This is a genomic window from Klebsiella planticola (assembly GCF_000783935.2).
Lineage (GTDB): Bacteria > Pseudomonadota > Gammaproteobacteria > Enterobacterales > Enterobacteriaceae > Klebsiella > Klebsiella planticola.
Genome location: NZ_CP026047.1, coordinates 4,801,015 through 4,822,014 on the forward strand (window position 1 = coordinate 4,801,015; position 21,000 = coordinate 4,822,014).

General features: G+C 56.4%; 21 protein-coding genes and 3 tRNA genes. 14 read left to right on the forward strand and 10 right to left on the reverse strand.

Translation table 11 applies throughout. The features are described from left to right. Nucleotides 1–32: 32 nt before the first annotated feature. The gene (locus tag MC50_RS23165; RefSeq protein ID WP_032687384.1) at nucleotides 33–1,193 is read right to left on the reverse strand and encodes an MFS transporter; all 1,161 of its coding nucleotides are present in this window, start codon (nucleotides 1,191–1,193) and stop codon (nucleotides 33–35) included. A gap of 163 nt (nucleotides 1,194–1,356) precedes the next feature. Continuing rightward, nucleotides 1,357–1,446 (reverse strand): cytochrome bd-I oxidase subunit CydH, encoded by a 90-nt coding sequence (gene cydH, locus MC50_RS23170; protein ID WP_004862736.1) that lies wholly within the window; start codon nucleotides 1,444–1,446, stop codon nucleotides 1,357–1,359. A 295-nt stretch (nucleotides 1,447–1,741) separates the two neighbouring features. Between cydH and purR the strand changes: the two genes are divergently transcribed. After that, complete coding sequence (gene purR / locus MC50_RS23175; protein ID WP_004862740.1) at nucleotides 1,742–2,767, forward strand: HTH-type transcriptional repressor PurR; 1,026 nt, start codon at nucleotides 1,742–1,744, stop codon at nucleotides 2,765–2,767. A gap of 18 nt (nucleotides 2,768–2,785) precedes the next feature. Here the strand turns inward: purR and punR are convergent, their stop codons facing one another. Next, nucleotides 2,786–3,697 (reverse strand): DNA-binding transcriptional activator PunR, encoded by a 912-nt coding sequence (gene punR / locus MC50_RS23180; RefSeq protein WP_102990883.1) that lies wholly within the window; start codon nucleotides 3,695–3,697, stop codon nucleotides 2,786–2,788. Nucleotides 3,698–3,806: 109 nt separating this feature from the next. On the opposite strand from punR, the gene punC reads away from it, so the two are divergent. Both punC and cfa read left to right on the forward strand, forming a co-directional pair. Further along, nucleotides 3,807–4,991, forward strand: coding sequence for a purine nucleoside transporter PunC (gene punC / locus MC50_RS23185; RefSeq protein ID WP_032687380.1), 1,185 nt, complete (start codon nucleotides 3,807–3,809; stop codon nucleotides 4,989–4,991). Nucleotides 4,992–5,286: 295 nt separating this feature from the next. After that, nucleotides 5,287–6,435, forward strand: coding sequence for a cyclopropane fatty acyl phospholipid synthase (gene cfa / locus MC50_RS23190; protein WP_032687379.1), 1,149 nt, complete (start codon nucleotides 5,287–5,289; stop codon nucleotides 6,433–6,435). A gap of 65 nt (nucleotides 6,436–6,500) precedes the next feature. Here the strand turns inward: cfa and MC50_RS23195 are convergent, their stop codons facing one another. Beyond that, nucleotides 6,501–7,136, reverse strand: a complete 636-nt coding sequence (locus tag MC50_RS23195; protein WP_047665015.1) for a riboflavin synthase — start codon at nucleotides 7,134–7,136, stop codon at nucleotides 6,501–6,503. A gap of 229 nt (nucleotides 7,137–7,365) precedes the next feature. Here MC50_RS23195 and mdtK point away from each other — a divergent pair, with 229 nt between their 5' ends. Further along, nucleotides 7,366–8,739: an MdtK family multidrug efflux MATE transporter gene (mdtK, locus tag MC50_RS23200; RefSeq protein ID WP_032687376.1), complete on the forward strand. Its 1,374-nt coding sequence runs from the start codon at nucleotides 7,366–7,368 to the stop codon at nucleotides 8,737–8,739. A 50-nt stretch (nucleotides 8,740–8,789) separates the two neighbouring features. On the opposite strand, the gene MC50_RS23205 is transcribed toward mdtK, so the two are convergent. Next, nucleotides 8,790–9,683 carry a LysR family transcriptional regulator gene (locus tag MC50_RS23205; RefSeq protein WP_032687375.1) on the reverse strand — a complete coding sequence of 298 codons (894 nt, stop codon included), beginning with the start codon at nucleotides 9,681–9,683 and terminating at the stop codon, nucleotides 8,790–8,792. Nucleotides 9,684–9,790: 107 nt separating this feature from the next. Here MC50_RS23205 and MC50_RS23210 point away from each other — a divergent pair, with 107 nt between their 5' ends. From MC50_RS23210 to MC50_RS23230, 6 genes are all read left to right on the forward strand, one after another. Further along, nucleotides 9,791–10,420 carry an NADPH-dependent F420 reductase gene (locus tag MC50_RS23210; protein WP_032687374.1) on the forward strand — a complete coding sequence of 210 codons (630 nt, stop codon included), beginning with the start codon at nucleotides 9,791–9,793 and terminating at the stop codon, nucleotides 10,418–10,420. A gap of 185 nt (nucleotides 10,421–10,605) precedes the next feature. Next, nucleotides 10,606–11,082, forward strand: coding sequence for an acid resistance repetitive basic protein Asr (asr, locus tag MC50_RS23215; RefSeq protein WP_071887178.1), 477 nt, complete (start codon nucleotides 10,606–10,608; stop codon nucleotides 11,080–11,082). A gap of 70 nt (nucleotides 11,083–11,152) precedes the next feature. After that, nucleotides 11,153–11,236 carry a small membrane protein YdgU gene (gene ydgU / locus MC50_RS29395; RefSeq protein ID WP_099130681.1) on the forward strand — a complete coding sequence of 28 codons (84 nt, stop codon included), beginning with the start codon at nucleotides 11,153–11,155 and terminating at the stop codon, nucleotides 11,234–11,236. Between the two features lie 290 nt (nucleotides 11,237–11,526). Next, nucleotides 11,527–11,603: transfer RNA gene (locus MC50_RS23220), tRNA-Val, on the forward strand. A 4-nt stretch (nucleotides 11,604–11,607) separates the two neighbouring features. Next, nucleotides 11,608–11,684, forward strand: a tRNA-Val gene (locus MC50_RS23225). Nucleotides 11,685–11,688: 4 nt separating this feature from the next. Continuing rightward, nucleotides 11,689–11,765, forward strand: a tRNA-Val gene (locus MC50_RS23230). A 237-nt stretch (nucleotides 11,766–12,002) separates the two neighbouring features. Here MC50_RS23230 and zigA read toward each other — a convergent pair. Further along, complete coding sequence (gene zigA, locus MC50_RS23235) at nucleotides 12,003–13,226, reverse strand: zinc metallochaperone GTPase ZigA (RefSeq protein WP_032699672.1); 1,224 nt, start codon at nucleotides 13,224–13,226, stop codon at nucleotides 12,003–12,005. Nucleotides 13,227–13,421: 195 nt separating this feature from the next. Further along, nucleotides 13,422–14,204, reverse strand: a complete 783-nt coding sequence (locus tag MC50_RS23240; RefSeq protein WP_032687303.1) for a DUF3750 domain-containing protein — start codon at nucleotides 14,202–14,204, stop codon at nucleotides 13,422–13,424. Between the two features lie 414 nt (nucleotides 14,205–14,618). Here MC50_RS23240 and MC50_RS23250 point away from each other — a divergent pair, with 414 nt between their 5' ends. Continuing rightward, nucleotides 14,619–15,185: a DJ-1/PfpI family protein gene (locus MC50_RS23250; protein WP_047665017.1), complete on the forward strand. Its 567-nt coding sequence runs from the start codon at nucleotides 14,619–14,621 to the stop codon at nucleotides 15,183–15,185. A gap of 78 nt (nucleotides 15,186–15,263) precedes the next feature. Here the strand turns inward: MC50_RS23250 and MC50_RS23255 are convergent, their stop codons facing one another. Together MC50_RS23255 and MC50_RS23260 are read right to left on the reverse strand one after the other, a co-directional pair. Continuing rightward, entirely contained in the window at nucleotides 15,264–16,043 is a 780-nt protein-coding gene (locus tag MC50_RS23255) for an SDR family oxidoreductase (protein WP_047665018.1), read from the reverse strand. Beyond that, nucleotides 16,036–16,353, reverse strand: a complete 318-nt coding sequence (locus MC50_RS23260; protein ID WP_032696023.1) for a nuclear transport factor 2 family protein — start codon at nucleotides 16,351–16,353, stop codon at nucleotides 16,036–16,038. The genes MC50_RS23255 and MC50_RS23260 overlap by 8 nt, the downstream gene beginning before the upstream one ends. 102 nt (nucleotides 16,354–16,455) lie before the next feature. Between MC50_RS23260 and MC50_RS23265 the strand changes: the two genes are divergently transcribed. Next, nucleotides 16,456–17,361, forward strand: a complete 906-nt coding sequence (locus MC50_RS23265; protein ID WP_032699644.1) for a LysR family transcriptional regulator — start codon at nucleotides 16,456–16,458, stop codon at nucleotides 17,359–17,361. A 29-nt stretch (nucleotides 17,362–17,390) separates the two neighbouring features. Here the strand turns inward: MC50_RS23265 and MC50_RS23270 are convergent, their stop codons facing one another. Then, on the reverse strand, nucleotides 17,391–18,296 hold the full coding sequence (locus MC50_RS23270) for a LysR substrate-binding domain-containing protein (protein ID WP_047665019.1): 906 nt from the start codon (nucleotides 18,294–18,296) through the stop codon (nucleotides 17,391–17,393). A gap of 245 nt (nucleotides 18,297–18,541) precedes the next feature. On the opposite strand from MC50_RS23270, the gene MC50_RS23275 reads away from it, so the two are divergent. Next, the gene (locus tag MC50_RS23275; RefSeq protein WP_047665020.1) at nucleotides 18,542–19,147 is read left to right on the forward strand and encodes a glutathione S-transferase; all 606 of its coding nucleotides are present in this window, start codon (nucleotides 18,542–18,544) and stop codon (nucleotides 19,145–19,147) included. A 235-nt stretch (nucleotides 19,148–19,382) separates the two neighbouring features. Next, nucleotides 19,383–20,993, forward strand: coding sequence for an FAD-NAD(P)-binding protein (locus MC50_RS23280; protein ID WP_032696019.1), 1,611 nt, complete (start codon nucleotides 19,383–19,385; stop codon nucleotides 20,991–20,993). Nucleotides 20,994–21,000 lie beyond the last annotated feature (7 nt).

The window sequence follows — 21,000 nt, forward strand, 5'->3', positions numbered from 1 at the left end:
AAGGGGCAACCCTTCTGCGAATATACCGACTGTCAGACCAACGCCTCTTCCGGCTGCGAACGCCCGCCGAACAGCACCAGCAGCAGCGCCACGCCGGCAATGATCGCCCCCATCACCGGCACAAAGGCATAGCCCAGTCCGCCAGAAATCACCGCGCCACCGGCTGCCGCACCCAGCGCATTGCCGAGGTTAAACGCTCCGATATTGACCGACGAAGAGAGTCCCGGTGCTTCATGAGCCACTCGCATCACCCGCATTTGCAGCGGTGGAACCACGGCGAAGGTCGCCGCCCCCCAGACCACCATACTGATTGCGGCTCCCAGCTGCGTCTGCGCCAGCAGCGGAATCGCCAGCATGATAACCATCAGCAACAGCAGAAAACCCTTCAGCGTCCCGGAGACGGAACGGTCGGCGAATTTACCGCCGAGGTAGTTACCCAGTGAAAAGCCGACGCCAATCAACACCAGCATGGCGGTGACGAACAGCGGTGAGGCGTGCGTAATGGTGTGCAGCACCGGTGAAATATAGGTATAGAGGGTAAACATCGCGCCGGCCCCCAGCACGGTGGTCAGCAATGCGGAGAGCACCTGCGGACGAACCAGCACCGAGAGCTCCTGTTTTACGTTCGGACGCTCGCCAGCGCTGCCTTTGGGCAACGAAAACCACAGGCTGACCATCGCCACCAGCCCCAGACCTGCCGTCGCGAGGAACGACATCCGCCAGCCGATGGTCTCGCCAAGCCATGTCGCCGCCGGAACGCCGCCAATATTAGCGATAGTCAAGCCCATGAACATGGTCGCCACCGCGCTGGCCTGTTTGTGTTTCGGCACCACGCTCGCCGCCACCACCGACCCGAGGCCGAAGAAAGCGCCGTGGTTAAGACTGGTGATAATGCGCGAAATCAGCAGCGTGGTGTAATCCGGCGCCATTGAGGAGAGAATGTTCCCCAGCGTAAAGATCGCCATCAGAAAAATCAGCGCATTTCTGCGCGCGCGATGAGAGAGCAGCAAAGTCATCAGCGGCGCACCGACCATCACGCCGATCGCATACGCGCTGATCAGCATTCCCGCCGCCGGAATTGACACGTCGACACCTTTGGCAATCACCGGCAGCAGCCCCATCGGGGAAAACTCCGTGGTGCCAATACCAAACGCGCCTATCGCCAGCGCTAACAAGGGAAAGTTGATTTTCATTCAATGACTCCAGCAGACCGTCATCGGCGACGGTATCTCATCAGAAGTCAAAAGCATGACATCAATCACAAAAAAACAAAAGTAAACGAAATGGCAAAAGATTTTTGCGAAATTGATAATAATGGCGGGACGTCGGGGGAAAGAGCCCTCTCCCCCGGATAAATCAGTGCAGCACCGCGGTCAGGCCGGCGGCCACGATCAGACCCAGGACAATAATCGTTGTCGTCAGCGAAAACTTTAAATCTGTATCCATCAATTTTTCCCCCAGTTATCCCCACATGAAAAGTGAGCTTGCTCATTTTTGCACAATATAGCGCAAAAATCTTCCATGTTTTAGGGTGATGCACATTTTTGCTCTTCCCCTTTGCCGCAAGATCGGACAAAATCCCACGCTAATTTGAAAGCGTATCGGCCATTGACCCCTTCCTGTCGTTCTGTGTCGTTTTCCCGACGTGATGCAATGTTGAAAATTGTATTCAGGGTGTGTATAGGCAAACGTTTACGTATCGATAATCAGACGATCAGGTCAAGGTCTGGAGTGAGAAGTAATGGCAACAATTAAAGATGTAGCGAAGCGCGCAAACGTTTCCACTACAACAGTGTCACATGTAATTAACAAAACCCGTTTCGTGGCGGAAGAAACCCGCAACGCCGTGTGGGCGGCGATCAAAGAGCTGCACTATTCCCCCAGTGCCGTGGCTCGCAGCCTGAAGGTTAATCACACCAAATCGATTGGCCTGCTGGCCACCAGCAGCGAAGCGGCCTATTTCGCTGAGATTATTGAAGCCGTAGAAAAGAGCTGTTTCCAGAAAGGCTATACCCTGATTCTGGGCAATGCGTGGAACGATCTCGAAAAGCAGCAGGCCTATCTGTCGATGATGGCGCAAAAGCGCGTCGACGGCCTGCTGGTTATGTGTTCTGAATATCCGGAATCGGTGCTCAGCATGCTGGAAGAGTACCGCCATATTCCGATGGTGGTAATGGACTGGGGTGAATCCAAAGCCGACTTTACCGATTCGGTCATCGATAACGCCTTTGAGGGCGGTTATATGGCCGGTCGCTATCTGGTGGAACGCGGCCATCGTGAAATCGGCGTGATCCCGGGTCCGCTGGAGCGTAACACCGGCGCCGGGCGCCTGGCGGGCTTTATGAAAGCCATGGAAGAAGCGCAGATCGCCGTTCCGGAAAGCTGGATTGTGCAGGGAGACTTCGAGCCTGAATCCGGCTACCGCGCAATGCAGCAGATCCTCAGCCAGCAGCATCGCCCGACGGCGGTCTTCTGCGGCGGCGACATCATGGCGATGGGCGCAATCTGCGCTGCGGATGAGATGGGGCTGCGCGTGCCGCAGGACATTTCGCTGATCGGGTATGATAACGTGCGTAACGCCCGCTATTTCAGCCCGGCGCTGACCACCATCCACCAGCCGAAAGATTCGCTGGGGGAAGCGGCCTTCAATATGCTGATGGATCGTATCGTCAACAAGCGCGAAGAGTCACAGTCGATCGAGGTTCACCCGCGGCTGGTAGAGCGCCGCTCCGTCGTAGACGGCCCGTTCGTCGACTACCGTCGCTAATCGCCCGTGCGGCGCCGGTTACTCCGGCGCCCGCAGCCACTCCCGGTTTAACGTTTCACTGTCCCCCAGATAATCCAGTAGCCACGACAGCGCCGGTGACGTGTCGCTCTGCTGCCAGGTCAGGCAGCACGCGGCGTCCGGGAACGGGTTTTCCAGCGCCAGCCCGGTCCATTCACCGCGGTCAATCCACGGGCGAGCAAAATGGCTCGGTACCATCCCTACGCACAATCCCGCCGAGAGGCAGGTGGCCGAGGATTCCCAGTCCGGCACCACCACCCTTTTCTGGTTGTCCAGTAGCCAGGTCGTGCGTTTTGGTAGCGAGCGGGAGGTGTCCTCCCTGACCAGCGACGGCCAGTTGCGCAACACATCATCGCTGAGCGGCCCGCTCATCTGCGCCAGAGGATGATGGCTCGCCACCACGCAATGCCAGCTCAACATCCCCATATCGCGAAAGGCGTAGCGTCCCCCCACCGGAATCGAACGGGTTGCCCCGATAGCCAGCTCCACGCGTCCGTCGGCCAGCGCGTCCCAGACACCGTTGAAGACCTCCTGAAAAACAATCAGCTCGACATCGGGAAAGTGACGATAAAAATCAACAATCATCTGGCGCATACGGGCCGGTTTAACAATGTCATCCACGGCTATCGACAGCTGACCACGCCAGCCGTTGGCTATCTGCTGACACTGTTGGCGGGTGATCTGCATTTTTTTGATAACAGATCGTCCTTCCTGTAAAAACCAGAGCCCGGCGGGGGTCAATTCGACATCGCGATGGCGGCGTTCAAAAAGCGGTACCGCCAGCCACTCCTCCAGCTGACGTACGGTATAACTGACCGCCGAAGGTACGCGGTGCAGCTCCTGCGCCGCGGCGCTAAAGCTGCCGTTGCGGGCGACAGCATCAACAACTTCGAGTGAGTATTCGGACCACATATTCTGCCTGCAAAAATTTTGAACGCATGTAGCAAATATTAGCGTTTCACAAGCCAGAATGCACTCCCTACACTCTGCGGCATCATACCTGCATCTATAAGAGAATGTTATGCAACAACCCGGGAAAGGATTTTTAGTGTGGCTGGCGGGACTCAGCGTGCTGGGTTTCCTCGCTACCGACATGTATCTGCCGGCCTTTTCGGCCATCCAGCAAGATCTCAATACTTCTGCAGCGTCGGTCAGCGCCAGTCTGAGCCTGTTCCTCGCCGGCTTCGCCATCGGGCAGCTGTTCTGGGGCCCGCTCTCGGACCGCTACGGACGTAAACCGATTCTGCTAACCGGGCTGGCGATCTTCGCTATCAGCTGTCTGGGAATGCTGTGGGTGCGTGACGCCACTCTGATGCTGGTGCTGCGCTTTATCCAGGCGATCGGCGTCTGCGCGGCGGCGGTGACCTGGCAGGCGATGGTCACCGATTATTATCCAGCTCAGCGCACTAACCGTATTTTCGCCACCATTATGCCGCTGGTGGGTTTATCGCCGGCTCTGGCGCCGTTGCTCGGCAGCTGGCTGCTTGCCCATCTGGAATGGCAGGCCATTTTTGCCACCCTTTTTGCCATCGCCCTGCTGCTGATGGTGCCCGCCCTGCGCCTGAAGCCGGTCGTCAGGCCGCAGGGTGACGTCCGCGAGAAGCTGACCTTTCTGACGCTGCTGCGCTCGCGCGAATACAGCGGCAACGTGCTGATTTACGCCGCCTGCTCCGCCAGCTTTTTTGCCTGGTTAACCGGGTCGCCGTTTATTCTCCATGAGATGGGCTACAGCCCAACCGCTATCGGTCTTAGCTATGTTCCGCAGACAATCGCCTTTTTAATCGGTGGCTATGGATGCCGCGCGGCGCTGCAGAAATGGCAAGGCCAACAGCTGCTGCCCTGGCTGCTGGTGATTTTCGCCGTCAGCGTGGCTGCCACCTGGATGGTTGGTCTGGTTGAGGATGTCTCAATTATTGCGGTGATGATTCCCTTCTGCGTGATGGCCATTGTCAATGGCGGGATCTACCCGATTGTTGTCGCCCAGGCGCTGAAGCCGTTCCCACAGGCGACCGGTCGTGCCGCCGCGCTGCAGAACACGCTGCAGCTTGGTCTGTGCTTCCTGACCAGTCTGCTGGTTTCCGCGCTGATTGCCACGCCGCTGCTCACTACCACCAGCGTGATGCTGGTCTCTATCGTGCTGGCCGGGCTGGGTTATTTTATGCAGCGTCACAGCGTTTGCCTGACTACCGAATCGTCTCATGCATAAACGCGTTTCAGTGATGTTAAGGCTCAGTAATTAGCCTGCTAATATATTTTTATTGAAAGCCTGATTTCAGCGGCCTATACTGAACCGGCTTCACATAAATAAAATATTTTTTAAGATTAACGGGAGCAGGATGCATCCCGTTTCACCATGGAAGGCCTTTCGGCAAGGGTTATCGCCCTTCCTCTGTTCTACGTCGGATAGCAGCTTCACGGATATTCCGTGAGATTTCTCACAAAGCCAAAAAAGCGTCTACGCTGTTTTAAGGTTCTGATCACTTGGGCGTGATGGAGAAGCTATGAGTTCATCGTGTATAGAAGAAGTAAGCGTACCAAACGACGACTGGTACCGAATTGCAACCGAATTGCTCGGTCGCGCGGGCATTGAGGTTAATGGCACCGCCCCCTCCGATCTGCGGATTAACAATCCGCTCTTCTTTAAACGTGTTTTACAGGAAGGGTCTCTGGGGTTAGGTGAGAGTTATATGGACGGCTGGTGGGATTGCGAACGGCTGGATATATTCTTCCATAAAGTACTCCGTGCCGGGCTGGAAAATCAGCTTCCTCACCATCTGAAAGATACGCTTCGCATCGCGGGCGCACGCCTGTTCAATCTACAAAGTAAAAAGCGTTCCTGGATTGTCGGCAAAGAACATTACGACCTGGGCAACGATCTTTTCAGCCGGATGCTCGACCCCTATATGCAATATTCCTGCGCGTACTGGAAAGAGGCGCAATCGCTGGAAGAGGCGCAGGTGGCAAAATTAGATCTTATTTGCCGCAAACTGCAGCTGGAACCGGGGATGCGGGTGCTGGATATTGGCTGCGGCTGGGGTGGTCTGGCTTACTATATGGCCAAAAATTATCACGTTAGCGTAGTCGGCGTGACCATTTCCGCCGAGCAGCAAAAAATGGCCCAACAGAGATGCGAAGGGTTAGACGTTACCATTTTGCTGCAGGACTACCGTGACCTGCATGACCAGTTTGATCGCATTGTTTCCGTCGGGATGTTTGAACACGTGGGACCTAAAAATTACGCCACCTATTTTGAAGTGGTGGATCGTAATTTAAAACCTGACGGTCGTTTTTTATTACACACCATTGGCTCCAAAAAAACGGACCACAGCGTCGATCCGTGGATCAATAAATATATTTTCCCCAACGGTTGTCTGCCTTCGGTTCGTCATATCGCGCAAGCCAGCGAATCCCATTTCGTGATGGAAGACTGGCACAATATCGGCGCCGATTACGATACGACGCTGATGGCATGGTACGAACGTTTCCTGGCCAGCTGGCCCGATATCGCCGATAACTATTCGGAACGTTTTAAACGTATGTTTAGTTATTATCTGAACGCCTGCGCGGGGGCTTTTCGCGCGCGCGATATTCAGCTCTGGCAGGTGGTCTTTTCTCGCGGTGTGGAAAACGGCCTTCGCGTGGCCCGCTAAAAATATCCCCCGTTAACACGGGGGATATTCTTTTCTTTCCTTCTTCATCCAACAGCAGCGGCCGATCATTCATCGCTCAGCTGTTGTGCCGCTTCTTTCGCTGCCAGCACGCGTTCCACGGTATCGACTACCGCCTGCGTTTGCGGGTCGATCTCGATATTCACCCGATCGCCGAGTTTTTTAATGCCAAGCGTGGTGCGCTGCAGCGTTTCCGGGATCAAATGCACGCAAAAACGCGTCGGGGTCACTTCACCGACCGTCAGACTGATGCCGTCAACGCCGATAAATCCTTTATAGAGGATATATTTCATCAGCGTCGGGTCCTGAACCTTAAACCAGATCTGGCGATTATTTTCCGAGGTCAGGATCTTGACGATTTCCGCCGTGGTCATAATGTGGCCGGACATCAGATGGCCGCCGATCTCATCGCTGAATTTTGCCGCTCGTTCCACGTTCACCACATCCCCCACCTCTATAGCGCCAAGGTTGGTAATACGCAGCGTCTCTTTCATCAGGTCAAAACTGATGCGCGGACCGTCAATTTCGGTGACTGTCAGGCAGCAACCATTGTGCGCCACCGATGCCCCGGTTTCGATGCCGGCAAGCATATGCTCAGGCAGCTCCACCACATGGGTGCGAAAATTGGGTTTTTCATCGATGGACACCACTTTAGCGGTCCCCTGCACAATGCCTGTAAACATGCTTTACTCCTGTAGACTTTCGTGACGGTATCATTACCGTTATACCTGTCGGGAACAATACCAGTTGGCAAAACAGGTTGCCAGCGCGCATCGTGCCCTACCATTTTTTCACTGGCTTAATGGCGCATCCTCGCTACAATAGACTGGAAAATCCCTCTGCTCTTTCTTCTTGCTGCCATTTACGGCGGCTTTTTTAGTCTCAAAATAACAACAATATAAAGGTGTTCACGTGCAGAAGTATTTTATTGAAGCGCGTCAGTTATTAGCACTGGCCATTCCTGTGATCCTGGCACAGGTCGCCCAGACCTCCATGGGCTTTGTCGATACCGTGATGGCGGGTGGCTATAGCGCCACCGATATGGCAGCCGTCGCGATTGGGACCTCTATCTGGCTCCCGGCAATTCTCTTTGGCCACGGTCTGCTGCTGGCGCTGACGCCGGTTATCGCACAGCTAAATGGCTCCGGTCGCCGCGACCGCATTGCCCATCAGATTCGTCAGGGGTTCTGGCTGGCGGGATTCGTTTCGCTGCTGGTCATGGTCGTGCTGTGGAACGCCGGGTACATCATCAGCTCGATGCACAATATTGACCCGGCCCTTGCCGAAAAAGCGGTAGGCTACCTGCGCGCGCTGCTGTGGGGCGCCCCCGGCTATCTCTTCTTCCAGGTCGCACGTAACCAGTGTGAAGGCCTTGCGAAAACCAAACCGGGGATGGTAATGGGATTTATCGGCCTGCTGGTCAATATTCCCGTTAACTATATCTTTATCTACGGCCACTTTGGCATGCCTGAACTGGGCGGCATCGGCTGTGGCGTGGCGACGGCATCCGTTTACTGGGTGATGTTCTTCTGTATGATCTCCTGGGTACGTCGCGCCCGCTCTATGCGCGATATCCGTAGCGATGAAGGCTTCAGCGGACCGGACTTCAGCGTGCTTAAACGTCTGGTGCAGCTTGGGCTGCCAATTGCGCTGGCGCTGTTTTTTGAAGTCACTCTGTTTGCGGTCGTTGCGCTGCTGGTTTCTCCACTGGGGATTGTGGACGTCGCGGGCCATCAGATAGCCCTGAACTTCAGTTCGCTGATGTTCGTTTTACCCCTCTCGCTGGCGGCAGCGGTCACCATCCGCGTCGGCTTCCGTCTTGGGCAGGGTTCCACCCTCGATGCGCAGGTTTCCGCCAGAACCGGGGTTGGCGTTGGCGTCTGCATGGCGGTGATCACGGCGATTTTCACCATCCTGATGCGTAAGCAAATTGCCCTGCTGTATAACGACAATCCGGAAGTGGTCCTGCTGGCTTCTCAGCTGATGCTGCTGGCCGCGATATATCAGATCTCCGACTCCGTACAGGTGATTGGTAGCGGGATTCTGCGTGGATATAAAGATACGCGTTCGATCTTCTTTATTACGTTTACCGCGTACTGGGTGCTGGGACTGCCGAGCGGCTACCTGCTGGCCTTAACCGATACGCTTGTTCCGCGTATGGGGCCCGCCGGTTTCTGGTGCGGATTTATTATCGGGCTCACCTCGGCAGCAGTGATGATGATGCTGCGGATGCGTTTCCTGCAGCGTCAACCGTCCAGCGTGATTTTGCAACGCGCGGCGCGCTAACGCACAGCGGCACCTGTTCCCAGGGTGCCGCTCCTCACCGTCGTAGGGATTCAGCGCGGGCCCAGTGCGGTTCTTAAGGCGTCAACAAAACATTTAATTTTCGTCGTCCGCCGACGTCCGGCCGGCACCAGAATATGCATGGGCCGCGCCGGTCCTGAGAATCCGGCTAATACCTGCACCAGGCTCCCCCGCTCCACTTCGGTTTTCAACACATCTTCCGGCCCGAGGGTAATACCGTGCCCGGCAATGGCCGCATTCATCAGCGCCTTCCAGTCATTCGCGCGGAACCGCCCGGAGGGTTTGATCTCGAACATGGCCCCCTGTTTCTCAAATTGCCACCGGCAGGCGCTGCCCGCCGACCAGTGCCCATACACCAGGCACGCGTGATGTTGAAGATCGGTCGGCGTCTGCGGTTCGCCGTGGCGCAAAATATAGTCGGGTGACGCGCAGGCAATCAGCCGGTATGGCAGCAGAGGCCATGCAACCATCGAGCTGTCGGCCAGCTCACCGATGCGCACGATCACCTCAAACTCCTCTTCTATCGGGTCGACAATGCGGTCGCTCAACGTCAGTTCAACCTGAACGTCAGGGTAGCGGGCAAGATAGTCGGTAATAAAGGCTGCGAGCGCATGCGAACCAAAAGTGACCGGCGCATTCACCCGGATGATGCCTGAAGGTGTCGCTTTCATCTCCTGCGCCACCGCGTCCGCCTCCGCGATCTCAGCCAGTACCACCCGGCAGCGTTCATAATAGCTACGCCCGATATCGGTGAGCGTCTGTCGGCGCGTGGTGCGGGCGATTAATGAAGTGCCCAGGTGCGCCTCAAGCGCTGCCACGTGTCGGGCGACCATCTGCGGCGAGAGTCGCAGCTGTCCGGCAGCGGCGGCAAACGACCCCGTTTCAGCCGCCTTCACGAAAACCCTGATACTGGTGAGCTGGTCCATGATTCACTCATTTGAGTTGTTTATCATTCCACTATCTTACGATTTATCTTCTGCAGAGATGGAATTAAATTTATCGACACTATCAGATCATTGGTAAGGAGTTGAAAATGAAGATTGGCATTATTGGCGCCGGATTCGTTGGCCGGTCTATCGCGAAGCTGGCGCTTGCCGCCGGTCACGATGTCATGTTGAGTAACTCACGGGGGCCCCAGACTCTTTTCAGCCTGGGTCCGATGATTGGCTGTCAGGTCGGTAGCGCAGAGGACGCTGCCGAATTTGGCGAGGTGGTGGTCATTGCCGTGCCGCTCAGCGCTATCCATTCGCTGCCGGTTGCCGGCATTAAGGATAAACATGTCATTGATGCAGTGAATTACTATCCCGAGCGTGACGGCCCGATCGAGGCGCTGGAGTCAGGAGAGACCACGACCAGCGAATTGCTCGCCCAGATCCTGCCTGCCGCAACCGTCACCAAAGCGTTTAACGCTATTCCCATGACCCAACTGGAAAGCGATGGACTGCCCGCGGGGGCGGAAAATCGTCGGGCGCTGCCGTTAGCAGGCGATAGTGAAAAAGGAAAAGCGATCGCCGCCGCGCTGTACGAGGCGTTTGGCTTTGACACCGTCGACGCCGGACCACTGTCCGAAGGATGGCGTTTTGAACGCGGCCAGCCCGCCTATTGCGTACGAATGACCCGCCCGACGCTGCTCACGACCTTGTCCCATACACCGCATCGCTAACCGCCCCCCTCCGCCGACGCTGACTCCGTTGGCGGAGCATCCTGCTTTTCGCCCGCCCTGCGCGTTGTACATTCCGTTACTCGCCGATACCAAACACTCACTGAAGCCTGAGAAAGAAAAACTTATAGTAATTTCAACAGCCCCGCAGTGGGGTTAACTGAAGAAACAATTTCGAGGATATCAGAATGAAAAAAGTATTAGCTCTGGTCGTTGCCGCTGCTATGGGTCTGTCTTCTGCTGCTTTCGCTGCTGACGCAGTAAGCACCACTCAGGCTCCGGCTGCTGCAACTCACAGCACCACTGCCAAGACCACCCATCATAAAAAACACCACAAAGCCGCTGCCAAACCAGCCGCTGAACAGAAAGCTCAGGCCGCGAAAAAACACCACAAAGCCGCCGCCAAACCAGCCGCTGAACAGAAAGCCCAGGCCGCGAAAAAACACCACAAAGCCGCCGCCAAACCAGCCGCTGAGCAGAAAGCCCAGGCCGCGAAAAAACACCACAAAGCGGCAACCAAACCCGTTGCTCAGAAAGCCCAGGCCGCGAAAAAGCACCACAAAGCCGCGGCTAAACCGGTAGCGCAGAAAGCTCAGGCAGCAAAAAAACACCACAAAACCACTAAACATCAGGCCGCTAAACCGGCTGCACAACCGGCTGCTTAATTCTTCCGCTAAGTTAAGTTAATCATAAACCGGCGCTGCTTCAGCGCCGGTTTTATTTCAGGAAGCCACTATGCTGCAACGCTATCGTTTTGAGCTTATTCTGATCCTGTTAGTCCTCTGCGCGCTTTTTACCCTCCGCCTTATTTTCAGGTAATCACACCTTTCCGGTACCAGCGTCTGCGACGCCTCTTGCACCGTTCGTCTGACAAATCACTCATTCTCTCTTCCGGCAACTTCGCCACGCCTCGCTTCGCGCCGCGTCAGGAACGACGCCGCAGCGAGACAAAGGCAGCTGGATAAGAAATATCCTTTAGCATCAGTAAAATATGAACAATATGCGTAAAACTTCCGCAATCGCGTGAGATCTGAAAGAAAAGTGACGTTTGCCTCTTGCCACAACCCCATCCGATCGCTAATATGCGTCCCCGTTGTCACCACAACATTGCGTTCATAGCTCAGTTGGTTAGAGCACCACCTTGACATGGTGGGGGTCGTTGGTTCGAGTCCAATTGAACGCACCATAATGCGTTTATAGCTCAGTTGGTTAGAGCACCACCTTGACATGGTGGGGGTCGTTGGTTCGAGTCCAATTAAACGCACCATAATGCGTCCGTAGCTCAGTTGGTTAGAGCACCACCTTGACATGGTGGGGGTCGGTGGTTCGAGTCCACTCGGACGCACCATTCTTTATTCCGCAGACATCAGCAACAGTCTGTAGGTTATCGAACGGTGCGTGAATTTCGCACATTTCTCCCGGTATAATACCCGTTCTTCCCTTTGCGCTTATCCATGCGGTTCCTGTAACAGGAATTAACGCCAGCTTGCCACGCAGCATCAAACAGTCCCGCACACGCGTTTTTAGCTGCAGAGCTATTGCAACGAGATGAAGGGCCGGCTTTTATCGGGTCTCTTCCGTTGACTCATGCGGCAAACCAGGGCGCAAGCGGGTCGGGATAGTGACGCCATTCGCCCGGACCTTCCGCCATTTCTTCGTCCGTAAGCAAAGCGGAAGCCAGCCGGGCGCGCAGCGCTGATTCATCCATATTCATTCCGATAAACACCAGTTCCTGCCGGGCATCGCCCACGCCATCCATCCAGTTTGCCAAAATAAATTTCAACGACTCATCATCCTCAGGCCAACGTTCTCTGGGGACACTTGCCCACCACCTTCCCCCCAGTTCCTGACGCGCCACGCCACCCGCCTGTGACCAGGCACCGGCAAATTCCGCACGACTGGCCAACCAAAAATACCCTTTCGATCTGACCACACCAGCCAGTTCATGCGCCATCACCTGGCAGAATCGAGCCGGATGGAAAGGCCGACGGGCGCGAAATACGAAGCTGCTAATCCCATACTCCTCTGTTTCCGGCGTATGTTCGCCGCGCAGTTCCTTCAGCCAGCCCGGTGCCTGTGCGGCATTATCAAAATCAAACAGTCCGGTATTCAGCACCTTATCCAGCGCGACCTGACCAAACCGGGAGACCACCATTTTTGCCCGCGGATTAAGCGAACGCAAAATAGCCATCAGCTTTTCTTGTTGCCCGTCATCGATCAGATCGACTTTGTTCAGGACCAGCACATCGCAGAATTCAATCTGCTCAATGAGCAAATCGACCACGCTGCGCTCATCACCTTCGCCCAGTGATTCCCCGCGTGAGCGGATGCTATCCGCAGAGTCATAATCCCGCAAAAAATTGAAGGCATCCACGACGGTAACCATGGTATCAAGACGCGCCACGGTTGAAAGACTTTGCCCGTCATCGCCGGCGAAGGTAAAGGTTTCAGCAACCGGAAGCGGTTCAGAAATCCCGGTAGACTCGATAACCAGCTGATCAAAGCGCCCTTCTTTCGCCAGGCGATTAACTTCCAGCAGGAGATCTTCCCGCAGGGTGCAGCAGATGCAGCCGTTACTCATTTCAACCAGTTTTTCATCGGTACGTGAAAGTTCAGCGCCCCCTTCCCTGACCAGAGCGGCATCAATATTGACCTCCGACATATCATTGACGATAACCGCAACGCGCCTGCCCTCCCGGTTGTGCAGAATATGGTTGAGCAGGGTCGTTTTCCCGGCCCCCAGAAAACCGGACAGAACGGTCACCGGTAGGCGCTTGTCGCCCTGTGTTGCTACGCTGGTTCCGGACATTGTCTTTTATCTCCTCGTACTTCATTTGTCATTGGTACACTGGTTTCGGCCTGCTAAGCATGGCCACAGTATTTAATTGTTATGTTATAACATAACAATTAAAATGCCAATATCGACCTTTCCGGCCACATGGAGGAGAAATGTGCAGAGGCTATAAGCCATGTTGGCTTAACTGCAGGAGAGGCGCGATGCCATTTACCGCGAGTGTTCCGCTGCGTCACCAGGCAAATTGTTATGGCCCAGCCCGCCAATAAACGGCAGACGGATACGTAGCGGTGTGAAATCCAGGCCGACGTTCAGCCCCAGCATATTGAGTTCAAATCCCTCTTCAGCCCCCAGCGTTACGCCGGCGATACCCAGCACCGACACCTGTACCCCGCGCCCGGAGGGCGGTAGACCAATGGGATTCAGCAGCGAGCGAAAATCTTTCCCCACCGCGTTGGCGGGCAGATCCAGTTTGAGCGCAGGCACCTCGCGTCCAATATGGGCCAGAAAGGTATTACTGTTAGGGCCTGGCCAGGCGTGATAAGTATCCGGCCACGGATAGGAAGCAATTGCCGCAACAATCTGCGGGATCATAGCCTCGGCCTCCGCTCCCCGGTGCTCTACCAGTAAACGAGGTTTCGCGCCGAACCAGTAGCCATCCGGCGGATTGCTATTATGGCGCACCTTCTCCCCGCCTCCCCAGCTAATCACTTCATAGCGGTTATATTCCGTTTCCCCGGCTCGTTTATAGATAATCCAGGGATGCACCGCCACCACACCTTTCCATCCCCAGGTCGGCGCAGCGTAGACCTGCACAATGGCCAGGCGGGCGTTTTGCTGGGGGTCAGGCGCCAGGCCAGCTGAGTCACGACGGGCGGACCACCAGCCTTCCTGCGAGCGTAGCTCCCGCTGATACATCGCCTGGGCCAGGCTCGCGCCAAGGGAGAGCAGGATGATGCAAAGAAGGCTCAGACAAACGATTTTTATGATCATGGCGGCCTGTATTCAGAAAGGAGACATCCGTATGGGCGATTATTGTCCTGACGGGGCCGGGCAGCAATATAAAACGCGCCAATCATCATCAATAATGCCTACAGTAATGAGAACTTGCAGCCTGTAGACCCTGTGAATTCACTACAGGCACGCGATTTGCCGTAAGATTTCACGCCATTATCGTTTCGGGATCGGCCAGACGTTGCAGTACTTCTTTGCCCTGCTCATCATCACAGGTCGGCAATCCCTTATCGTCGACGAGAGTCGACTCTGGCAAAGACCCGCGCGCTCTCAAAAAGCAGACCAAAGGCGAAAATGCCGCGGTATCAGTGCCCACAACACCACTTGCGGTTCGCATTCCCTCCCCCCCTGGGCTATACCTTAGGCATCTTTATTCCCTGAGGAACAATCAAGATGAGCAAAAAAATACTGATGCTGGTCGGCGATTATGCCGAAGATTATGAAACCATGGTGCCGTTTCAGGCCTTGCAGATGATTGGTCATCAGGTTGACGCGGTTTGCCCGGATAAGCATAAAGGCGACTATATCATGACGGCGATCCATGATTTTGACGGTGCCCAGACCTACAGTGAGAAACCCGGACACCGCTTTGTCCTCAACGCCGACTTTACCGCAGTTAAAGAACAGGATTATGACGCCCTGCTGATCCCCGGTGGACGAGCGCCGGAATATCTGCGTTTGAATGATGAGGTGCTTAAACTGGTTCGGGCATTTGACGCGGCGCACAAACCCATCGCCGCCGTCTGCCACGGCCCGCAGCTCCTGGCCGCCGCCGGAATCCTGAAAGGCCGGACCTGTAGCGCCTACCCGGCCTGCGCGCCGGAAGTACGGCTCAGCGGCGGGCATTATGCCGACATTGGTATCGATCAGGCACACGTCGACGGCAACCTGGTTACCGCCCCTGCGTGGCCCGCGCATCCGCAATGGCTGGCGAAATTTGCTGAAGTGTTGCAGCAGTAAACGTTGCATCACCGACTAATAAAACGACAACGGCGGACCGTCCAGCTGACGGTCCTTACCGAGGGCTAGTCTGGATGGTTAAACCGTCGGCACGGTTCCGCCATCGATAACGTATTCCGCGCCGGTTATCGACGCCGCCCGGTCGGAGGCTAAAAACGCAATCAGGTTGGCCACCTCTTCGGGTTGTGCCGGACGACCCAGCGGAATTCCGCCTAATGAATCCATGATGATTTGTTTGCCTTGCGCATAATCGACCCCCTCCTGCTGCGCAAGCCGCTGCGCAAATCTGACCGCCGCCTCGGTTTCAATCCAGCCGGGCGCCACGCTCAGAACACGAACGCCCCTCGGGGAGAGCTCTTTCGACAGGCTTTTACTGTAGGTGGACAGCGCGGATTTTGCCGCAGCGTAGGCCGTGGTTGACTCCGGCAGCGGCATCTTTCTTTGGATTGAAGAGACGTGGATAATCACCCCCTTCCCGCTGTTGAGCATCGAGGGAAGCAGTAACCGATCCAGCCTGAGCGCAGGGAACAGGTTGAGATCCAGCTCCTGTTGCCACAGCGCATCGCTCAGCGCGGCAAACCCGCCCGCCGGGGACGAAGAACCGCCCAGCATATGAACGATAATATCCACACCGCCCAACAGCTCCTGCACCGCAGTGGCCAGCACAGCGCACCCGCTCGCCGTGGAGAGATCCGCCGTCACAAATAGCGCATCAACAGCAGCGTCCGGCTGATGGCGAGCGCAGGTTAACACTCGCGCCCCCAGCTGCCGGAACAGCGCCACGGTTGCCGCCCCCGCCCCTTTGGTTCCGGAGGTAATCAGTACGCGTTTTCCTTCCAGCGCCAGGAAATCAGTCATCACCGATCTCCAGCCCATCGATCTGCTCTGCCGTCAGGTGAAATAGATAGCCAGGAATGACCGGGCTACCGGGGAAATTTCCGCTGACGATGGCGCGCACCTTCACCCTATCCCCCTGCGCGATCGCCTCAATGGGTTCGGCGACATACTGATATTTTTGTCTGGCGGCAACCTGCCATTCCCGGATGGCCTGCCGCCCGCGGTAGGTATTCCCCTCATCCTTCACCACCGCATTCGGGGTGAAGGCGCTGACAACGCTGTCCAGATCTTCAGCCGTAAAAAAGGCCTGCACTGCTGATGGCATATCCATAGTGAATCTCCCGTGATTAAACTCTACGGCTTAACTTTAAGAATCCTTTATAATTTAAACAATCAGGACAAACCGGGATGCCATGATGAAGGAAATGGGATAATGTCGCGAATCACGCTGACTGATTTAGATGCCGTTATGGCCATCGCCCGACGGGGGACCTTTCGTGCGGCGGCGATCGAACTGGGGGTATCGACCACCGCATTGAGCCACATCATCGCTAAATTTGAAGCCGAAATGGGCGTGCGTTTATTTAACCGGACCACTCGCAGCGTGGGGCTCACCGACGCCGGCCGCCTGTTTATAGATAACATCGGTCCGTCGCTACAGGGAGTGCATCAGGCCCTTGAGGTCGTCCGCTCCCGCAGTGAAACCCCTTCTGGCGTCCTGCGCATCAATACGCCTCCGTTTGCCGCCCGCGCGCTTCTCTCCCGGGTGGTACTGGAGTTTTTGCGCCGCTATCCGCAAATGCAGGTGGATATCGTCACCGATGGCCGGCTGATCGACATCGTGGCGGAAGGCTTCGATATGGGCGTACGGGTCGCCAGCCTGATACCGGAGGATATGATCGCACTGTCCCTCGGCCAGCCTCAGCGCTATGCCGTGGTGGCTTCTGCACATTATCTTTCGCACCATAAGCGGCCTGAAACCCCTGCAGACCTGCTCAATCATCCCTGCATCCGGGTGCGTCTGCCCGATGGTTCCCTCTATCGCTGGCACCTTGAGAAGCAAGGAGAAACGGTGCAGGTCGATGTCCGCGGGCAGCTGACGCTGGATGAGGCGTCGCTGGCGCGGATTGCGGTGCTGGAGCATGCGGGAATTGGTTTCTTCCTTGAACAGGATGTCATCGAGGATATTCAGGCCGGCCGGCTCATTCGTTTACTGGACGACTGGACGCCCCCTTTTCCCGGCCTGTGTCTGTATTATCCCGGTAGACGCCACCCCTCCGCCGGGCTGGCCGCGTTTCTGGCGCTGGCGCGGGAATTTGCCCAGTCCGCCAGCCGTTGAGCGAACCCTTTGCCAGCGCCAGAATAATGCTATAACGGCGACGGCAACTCTTCCCGCTGGCGCCAGGCCGCAAGTTCTTCATTAAGCCAGGCGATGAACACAGAGACTTCGGCTTTCTTTTCACTTTGCTGCGGGGTGACCAGCCAGTACGGCCAGGGATAAGGCGCAGAGCAGGCGGTGAGCTGGACCAGCTCTCCGCGGTCGATAGCGCCCTGCACCAGGGAGCGCCGCTCCAGCGCGATGCCATTGCCGAGTCGAACGGCTTCCAGGACCAGATTCGAGTCGTTGATACAGAGCCCGCCGGCGACGATCTCCCGCTCCAGTCCGGCCTTCAGACACCAGGTTTTCCAGGATTCCATCGAAAATATAATCTTACCGGCCGCCACCTCTTGCGGCGTCGCGGGCAGCGAGCCGCCGTTATAATGCGGCGCAGCCACCACAATCAGCTCATCGGCAAACATATAGCGGCTTTCCAGCCCTTCCCAGTCACCTTTCCCCATGCGAATGGCGATATCCACCGCCTCCTGTTGCATGTTGGTGACCGTCAGGCTGACCAGCAGCCGCAAGGTGATATGGGGATATCGGGCGCGAAAGCGATCCAGCCGTGGCAAGAGCCAGTGGCAGGCAAAAGAAGGTACCGTGGCCAGGGTTAACGTCGTCGTCCGCGGCTTAACGTGGACCAGACGAGTCGCATCCGCGATATGTTCCAGCGCCTCGCGGACATGCATCGCATACAGTCGCCCCTCTTCATTAATCTGCACCCCGCGTCCGTGACGAGTAAACAATCTCACGCCGAGCATCTCTTCCAGCACTTTAATCTGCTGACTGATCGCCGAATGGGTGACATGCAGCTCTTTCGCCGCCAGCGTCACGCTACCAAGCCGGGCAACGGCCTCAAAGCTTCGTAAACTGGCGATCGGTGGGTAATCCGACATGAAGCAGCTCCTTATATTCCAGCTCCTGGAGGTCAACGTTACCATTGCCCAGGGGGGAAAACCTCAGGCGACAATACCGGTCAGCCATTCTGACATCTCAGGTAAGAAATGCGTAATATTCGTCATAGCCAATCTGGCGTAATGTCTCTCTGCGGCCAGGGGCAAAGCGAACCGGGATATCCCTCCCTGGCGCACCTTGATTGGCCAGGTATTCTCCTTTCAGAGACAGGAAAACAGGAATCATGATGAAACTCATTGGCATGTTGGACTCCCCTTATGTGAGGCGCGTCGCAGTATCTCTGGCGCTGTACGGTGTCGAATTTGAACACCTGCCGCTGTCGGTGTTTAGCGCCGTTGATCCCTTCTCAAAAATCAATCCGGTGGTCAAGGCGCCTACGCTGATTCTGGATAACGCCGTACGGCTGATGGACTCTACGCTGATCCTCCATTACTTCGAATCCCAGGCGGATATGCAGCGTAAATTACTCCCCGTCGCCGGCCCTGCGCTGGCCGAAGATCTGCAGATCCTGGGGTTGATTCTGGCGGCCAGCGAAAAAGCCGTACAGCATGTTTACGAGCACCGCTTACGGCCGCCAGAGAAACAGTATCAACCGTGGATTGAACGCATCACCTGGCAGCTGCTGTCTGCCTGCCGGGAATGGAACGCCGCGCTGGAACACCGCCCGCTCAACACGCGTCTCGATCAGGTCGCGGTGACCAGCGCCGTGGTATGGACCTTTATTCAAGCGATGATCCCCGATGTGGTTAAGGCCCATGACTTCCACCCTATTCGCGCCCATAGCGAAACAGCAGAAGCTCATCCGGCCTTTAAACAGTTTCCTCTGCCCTGAGCGATAGAAAAGCGGAAAACTTATGGGGGGCACAGGGCCCCTTTTTTATTGCCCGTCACCGCAAGCCGAGGGAGGCGCACAGCCCGCATGCATCCAGCTGGCTAGCGCCGGGGTTTTCGACCACACTTAAACCCGGCTCCCGCTGCTGTACCTCAGGCGCAGATCGCTTTGCCCGGTTAACCGTCCGGCAGGCGGGAAACTGCAATGGAAGAACGTTTATCACGGGTGATTATGCATGAAGAAAATTGCGATTATCGGCGCTGGCCCCACCGGGATTTACACCCTTTTTTCCCTGTTAAAGTATCAGCAGCCGCTGGCGGTGACGGTCTATGAGCAGGCGCGTCAGGCCGGTGTCGGCATGCCATACAGCGACGAAGAAAACTCGCGCATGATGCTGGCTAATATCGCCAGTATTGAAATCCCACCGATCCTCTGTACCTATATCGACTGGCTGAAACAGCAAAGCAAGGAGCATCTTGCCCGCTATGGCGTCAGCGATGATTCGCTGCATGTTCGCCAGTTTCTTCCGCGTATCCTGCTTGGTGAGTATTTTCGCGACCAGTTTATCGGCCTGGCAGCCAGAGCCAAACAACAGGGCTTCCCGCTAACGGTGCATGAATCCTGTGAGGTCACCGACCTGCAGGCTACGGCAGAAGGCGTCAGGGTATGGGCGCAAGGTGAGCCGGCGGCGGAACGCTTCGACCTGGCGGTCATCGCCACAGGCCACGTCTGGCCCGCTGACGAGGAGTCCACCCGCACCTTCTTCCCCAGCCCGTGGTCCGGCCTGATGGATGCAGAGATCCCGGCGTGCAGGGTCGGGATCATGGGCACCTCGTTGAGCGGCATTGATGCCGCGATGGCCGTCGTGGTTCAGCACGGCGAGTTTGTCGAATCCGCCGATCGACCGCTGCAGTTCAGGCTCAATCCGGCCAGCGAAGCGCTGAATATCGTCCTGATGTCGCGCTCCGGTATTTTACCGGAAGCGGATTTTTACTGCCCGATTCCCTATGAACCGCTTGCGGTAGTGACGCCTGAAGCGCTGGAAAAGGCGATTGCCGCCGGTTCAGAAGGTTTACTTGACCGTGTCTTCCGGCTGATGGCTGAGGAGATCGACCGCGCCGATCCGCAATGGAGCGCCAGCATCGCCCTCCCGACGCTGAACGCCGATAGCTTCAGCGACGCGTGGTTCCGTGAACGGCGCCAACATGACCCGTTTCACTGGGCGCAGGCCAACCTTATGGAAGTCGAACGCAACAAGCGCGAGAAATACACCGTTGCGTGGCGCTATGTCATCCTCCGTCTGCATGAGGCCGTACAGGAGATTGTCCCGCATCTGGATGAGCGGGATAGTCAGCGCTTTAGCGCCGGACTCGCCCGGGTGTTCATCGATAATTACGCCGCTATTCCGTCAGAGTCGATCCGCCGCCTGCTGGCGCTCCGCGAAGCCGGGGTCATCCGTATCCTCGCCCTCGGCGAGGATTACCAGATGGCGATCGACGAGGACAAAACGGTGATTACCACCCGGGAAAACCGCGCCACCTATGATGTCTTTATCGATGCGCGCGGGCAAAGAGCGCTCAAAACGAAAGATCTGCCCTTCCCGACGTTACGGGAGCAGCTGCAGGCCACCGGCGACGATATCCCGGACGTCGGGGACGACTACACGTTACAGGAGCCTGCGGAAGTACGAGGGCGTGTGGCATTTGCGGCGCTGCCGTGGCTAATGCACGATCAGCCGTTTGTACAGGGCATTACCGCCTGCGCCGAGATGGCTGAAGCCATGGCCGGCGCCATTTCCCGGCCGGCGTCCCGTCGTCGCAGGCGTTTGCCACAGACAGACCTGTGATCGTGCA

Excerpts from the sequence above, each read along its gene's own strand:
- MC50_RS23250 (WP_047665017.1), top strand. The coding sequence starts at position 14,619 with ATGAGCAAAAAAATACTGATGCTGGTCGGCGATTATGCCGAAGATTAT.
- MC50_RS23260 (WP_032696023.1), bottom strand. The coding sequence starts at position 16,353 with ATGGATATGCCATCAGCAGTGCAGGCCTTTTTTACGGCTGAAGATCTG.
- MC50_RS23255 (WP_047665018.1), bottom strand. The coding sequence starts at position 16,043 with ATGACTGATTTCCTGGCGCTGGAAGGAAAACGCGTACTGATTACCTCC.
- punC (WP_032687380.1), top strand. The coding sequence starts at position 3,807 with ATGCAACAACCCGGGAAAGGATTTTTAGTGTGGCTGGCGGGACTCAGC.
- MC50_RS23270 (WP_047665019.1), bottom strand. The coding sequence starts at position 18,296 with ATGTCGGATTACCCACCGATCGCCAGTTTACGAAGCTTTGAGGCCGTT.
- MC50_RS23275 (WP_047665020.1), top strand. The coding sequence starts at position 18,542 with ATGAAACTCATTGGCATGTTGGACTCCCCTTATGTGAGGCGCGTCGCA.
- MC50_RS23195 (WP_047665015.1), bottom strand. The coding sequence starts at position 7,136 with ATGTTTACAGGCATTGTGCAGGGGACCGCTAAAGTGGTGTCCATCGAT.
- MC50_RS23165 (WP_032687384.1), bottom strand. The coding sequence starts at position 1,193 with ATGAAAATCAACTTTCCCTTGTTAGCGCTGGCGATAGGCGCGTTTGGT.
- cydH (WP_004862736.1), bottom strand. The coding sequence starts at position 1,446 with ATGGATACAGATTTAAAGTTTTCGCTGACGACAACGATTATTGTCCTG.
- punR (WP_102990883.1), bottom strand. The coding sequence starts at position 3,697 with ATGTGGTCCGAATACTCACTCGAAGTTGTTGATGCTGTCGCCCGCAAC.
- asr (WP_071887178.1), top strand. The coding sequence starts at position 10,606 with ATGAAAAAAGTATTAGCTCTGGTCGTTGCCGCTGCTATGGGTCTGTCT.
- MC50_RS23240 (WP_032687303.1), bottom strand. The coding sequence starts at position 14,204 with ATGATCATAAAAATCGTTTGTCTGAGCCTTCTTTGCATCATCCTGCTC.
- ydgU (WP_099130681.1), top strand. The coding sequence starts at position 11,153 with ATGCTGCAACGCTATCGTTTTGAGCTTATTCTGATCCTGTTAGTCCTC.
- MC50_RS23210 (WP_032687374.1), top strand. The coding sequence starts at position 9,791 with ATGAAGATTGGCATTATTGGCGCCGGATTCGTTGGCCGGTCTATCGCG.
- cfa (WP_032687379.1), top strand. The coding sequence starts at position 5,287 with ATGAGTTCATCGTGTATAGAAGAAGTAAGCGTACCAAACGACGACTGG.
- purR (WP_004862740.1), top strand. The coding sequence starts at position 1,742 with ATGGCAACAATTAAAGATGTAGCGAAGCGCGCAAACGTTTCCACTACA.
- zigA (WP_032699672.1), bottom strand. The coding sequence starts at position 13,226 with ATGTCCGGAACCAGCGTAGCAACACAGGGCGACAAGCGCCTACCGGTG.
- MC50_RS23265 (WP_032699644.1), top strand. The coding sequence starts at position 16,456 with ATGTCGCGAATCACGCTGACTGATTTAGATGCCGTTATGGCCATCGCC.
- MC50_RS23205 (WP_032687375.1), bottom strand. The coding sequence starts at position 9,683 with ATGGACCAGCTCACCAGTATCAGGGTTTTCGTGAAGGCGGCTGAAACG.
- MC50_RS23280 (WP_032696019.1), top strand. The coding sequence starts at position 19,383 with ATGAAGAAAATTGCGATTATCGGCGCTGGCCCCACCGGGATTTACACC.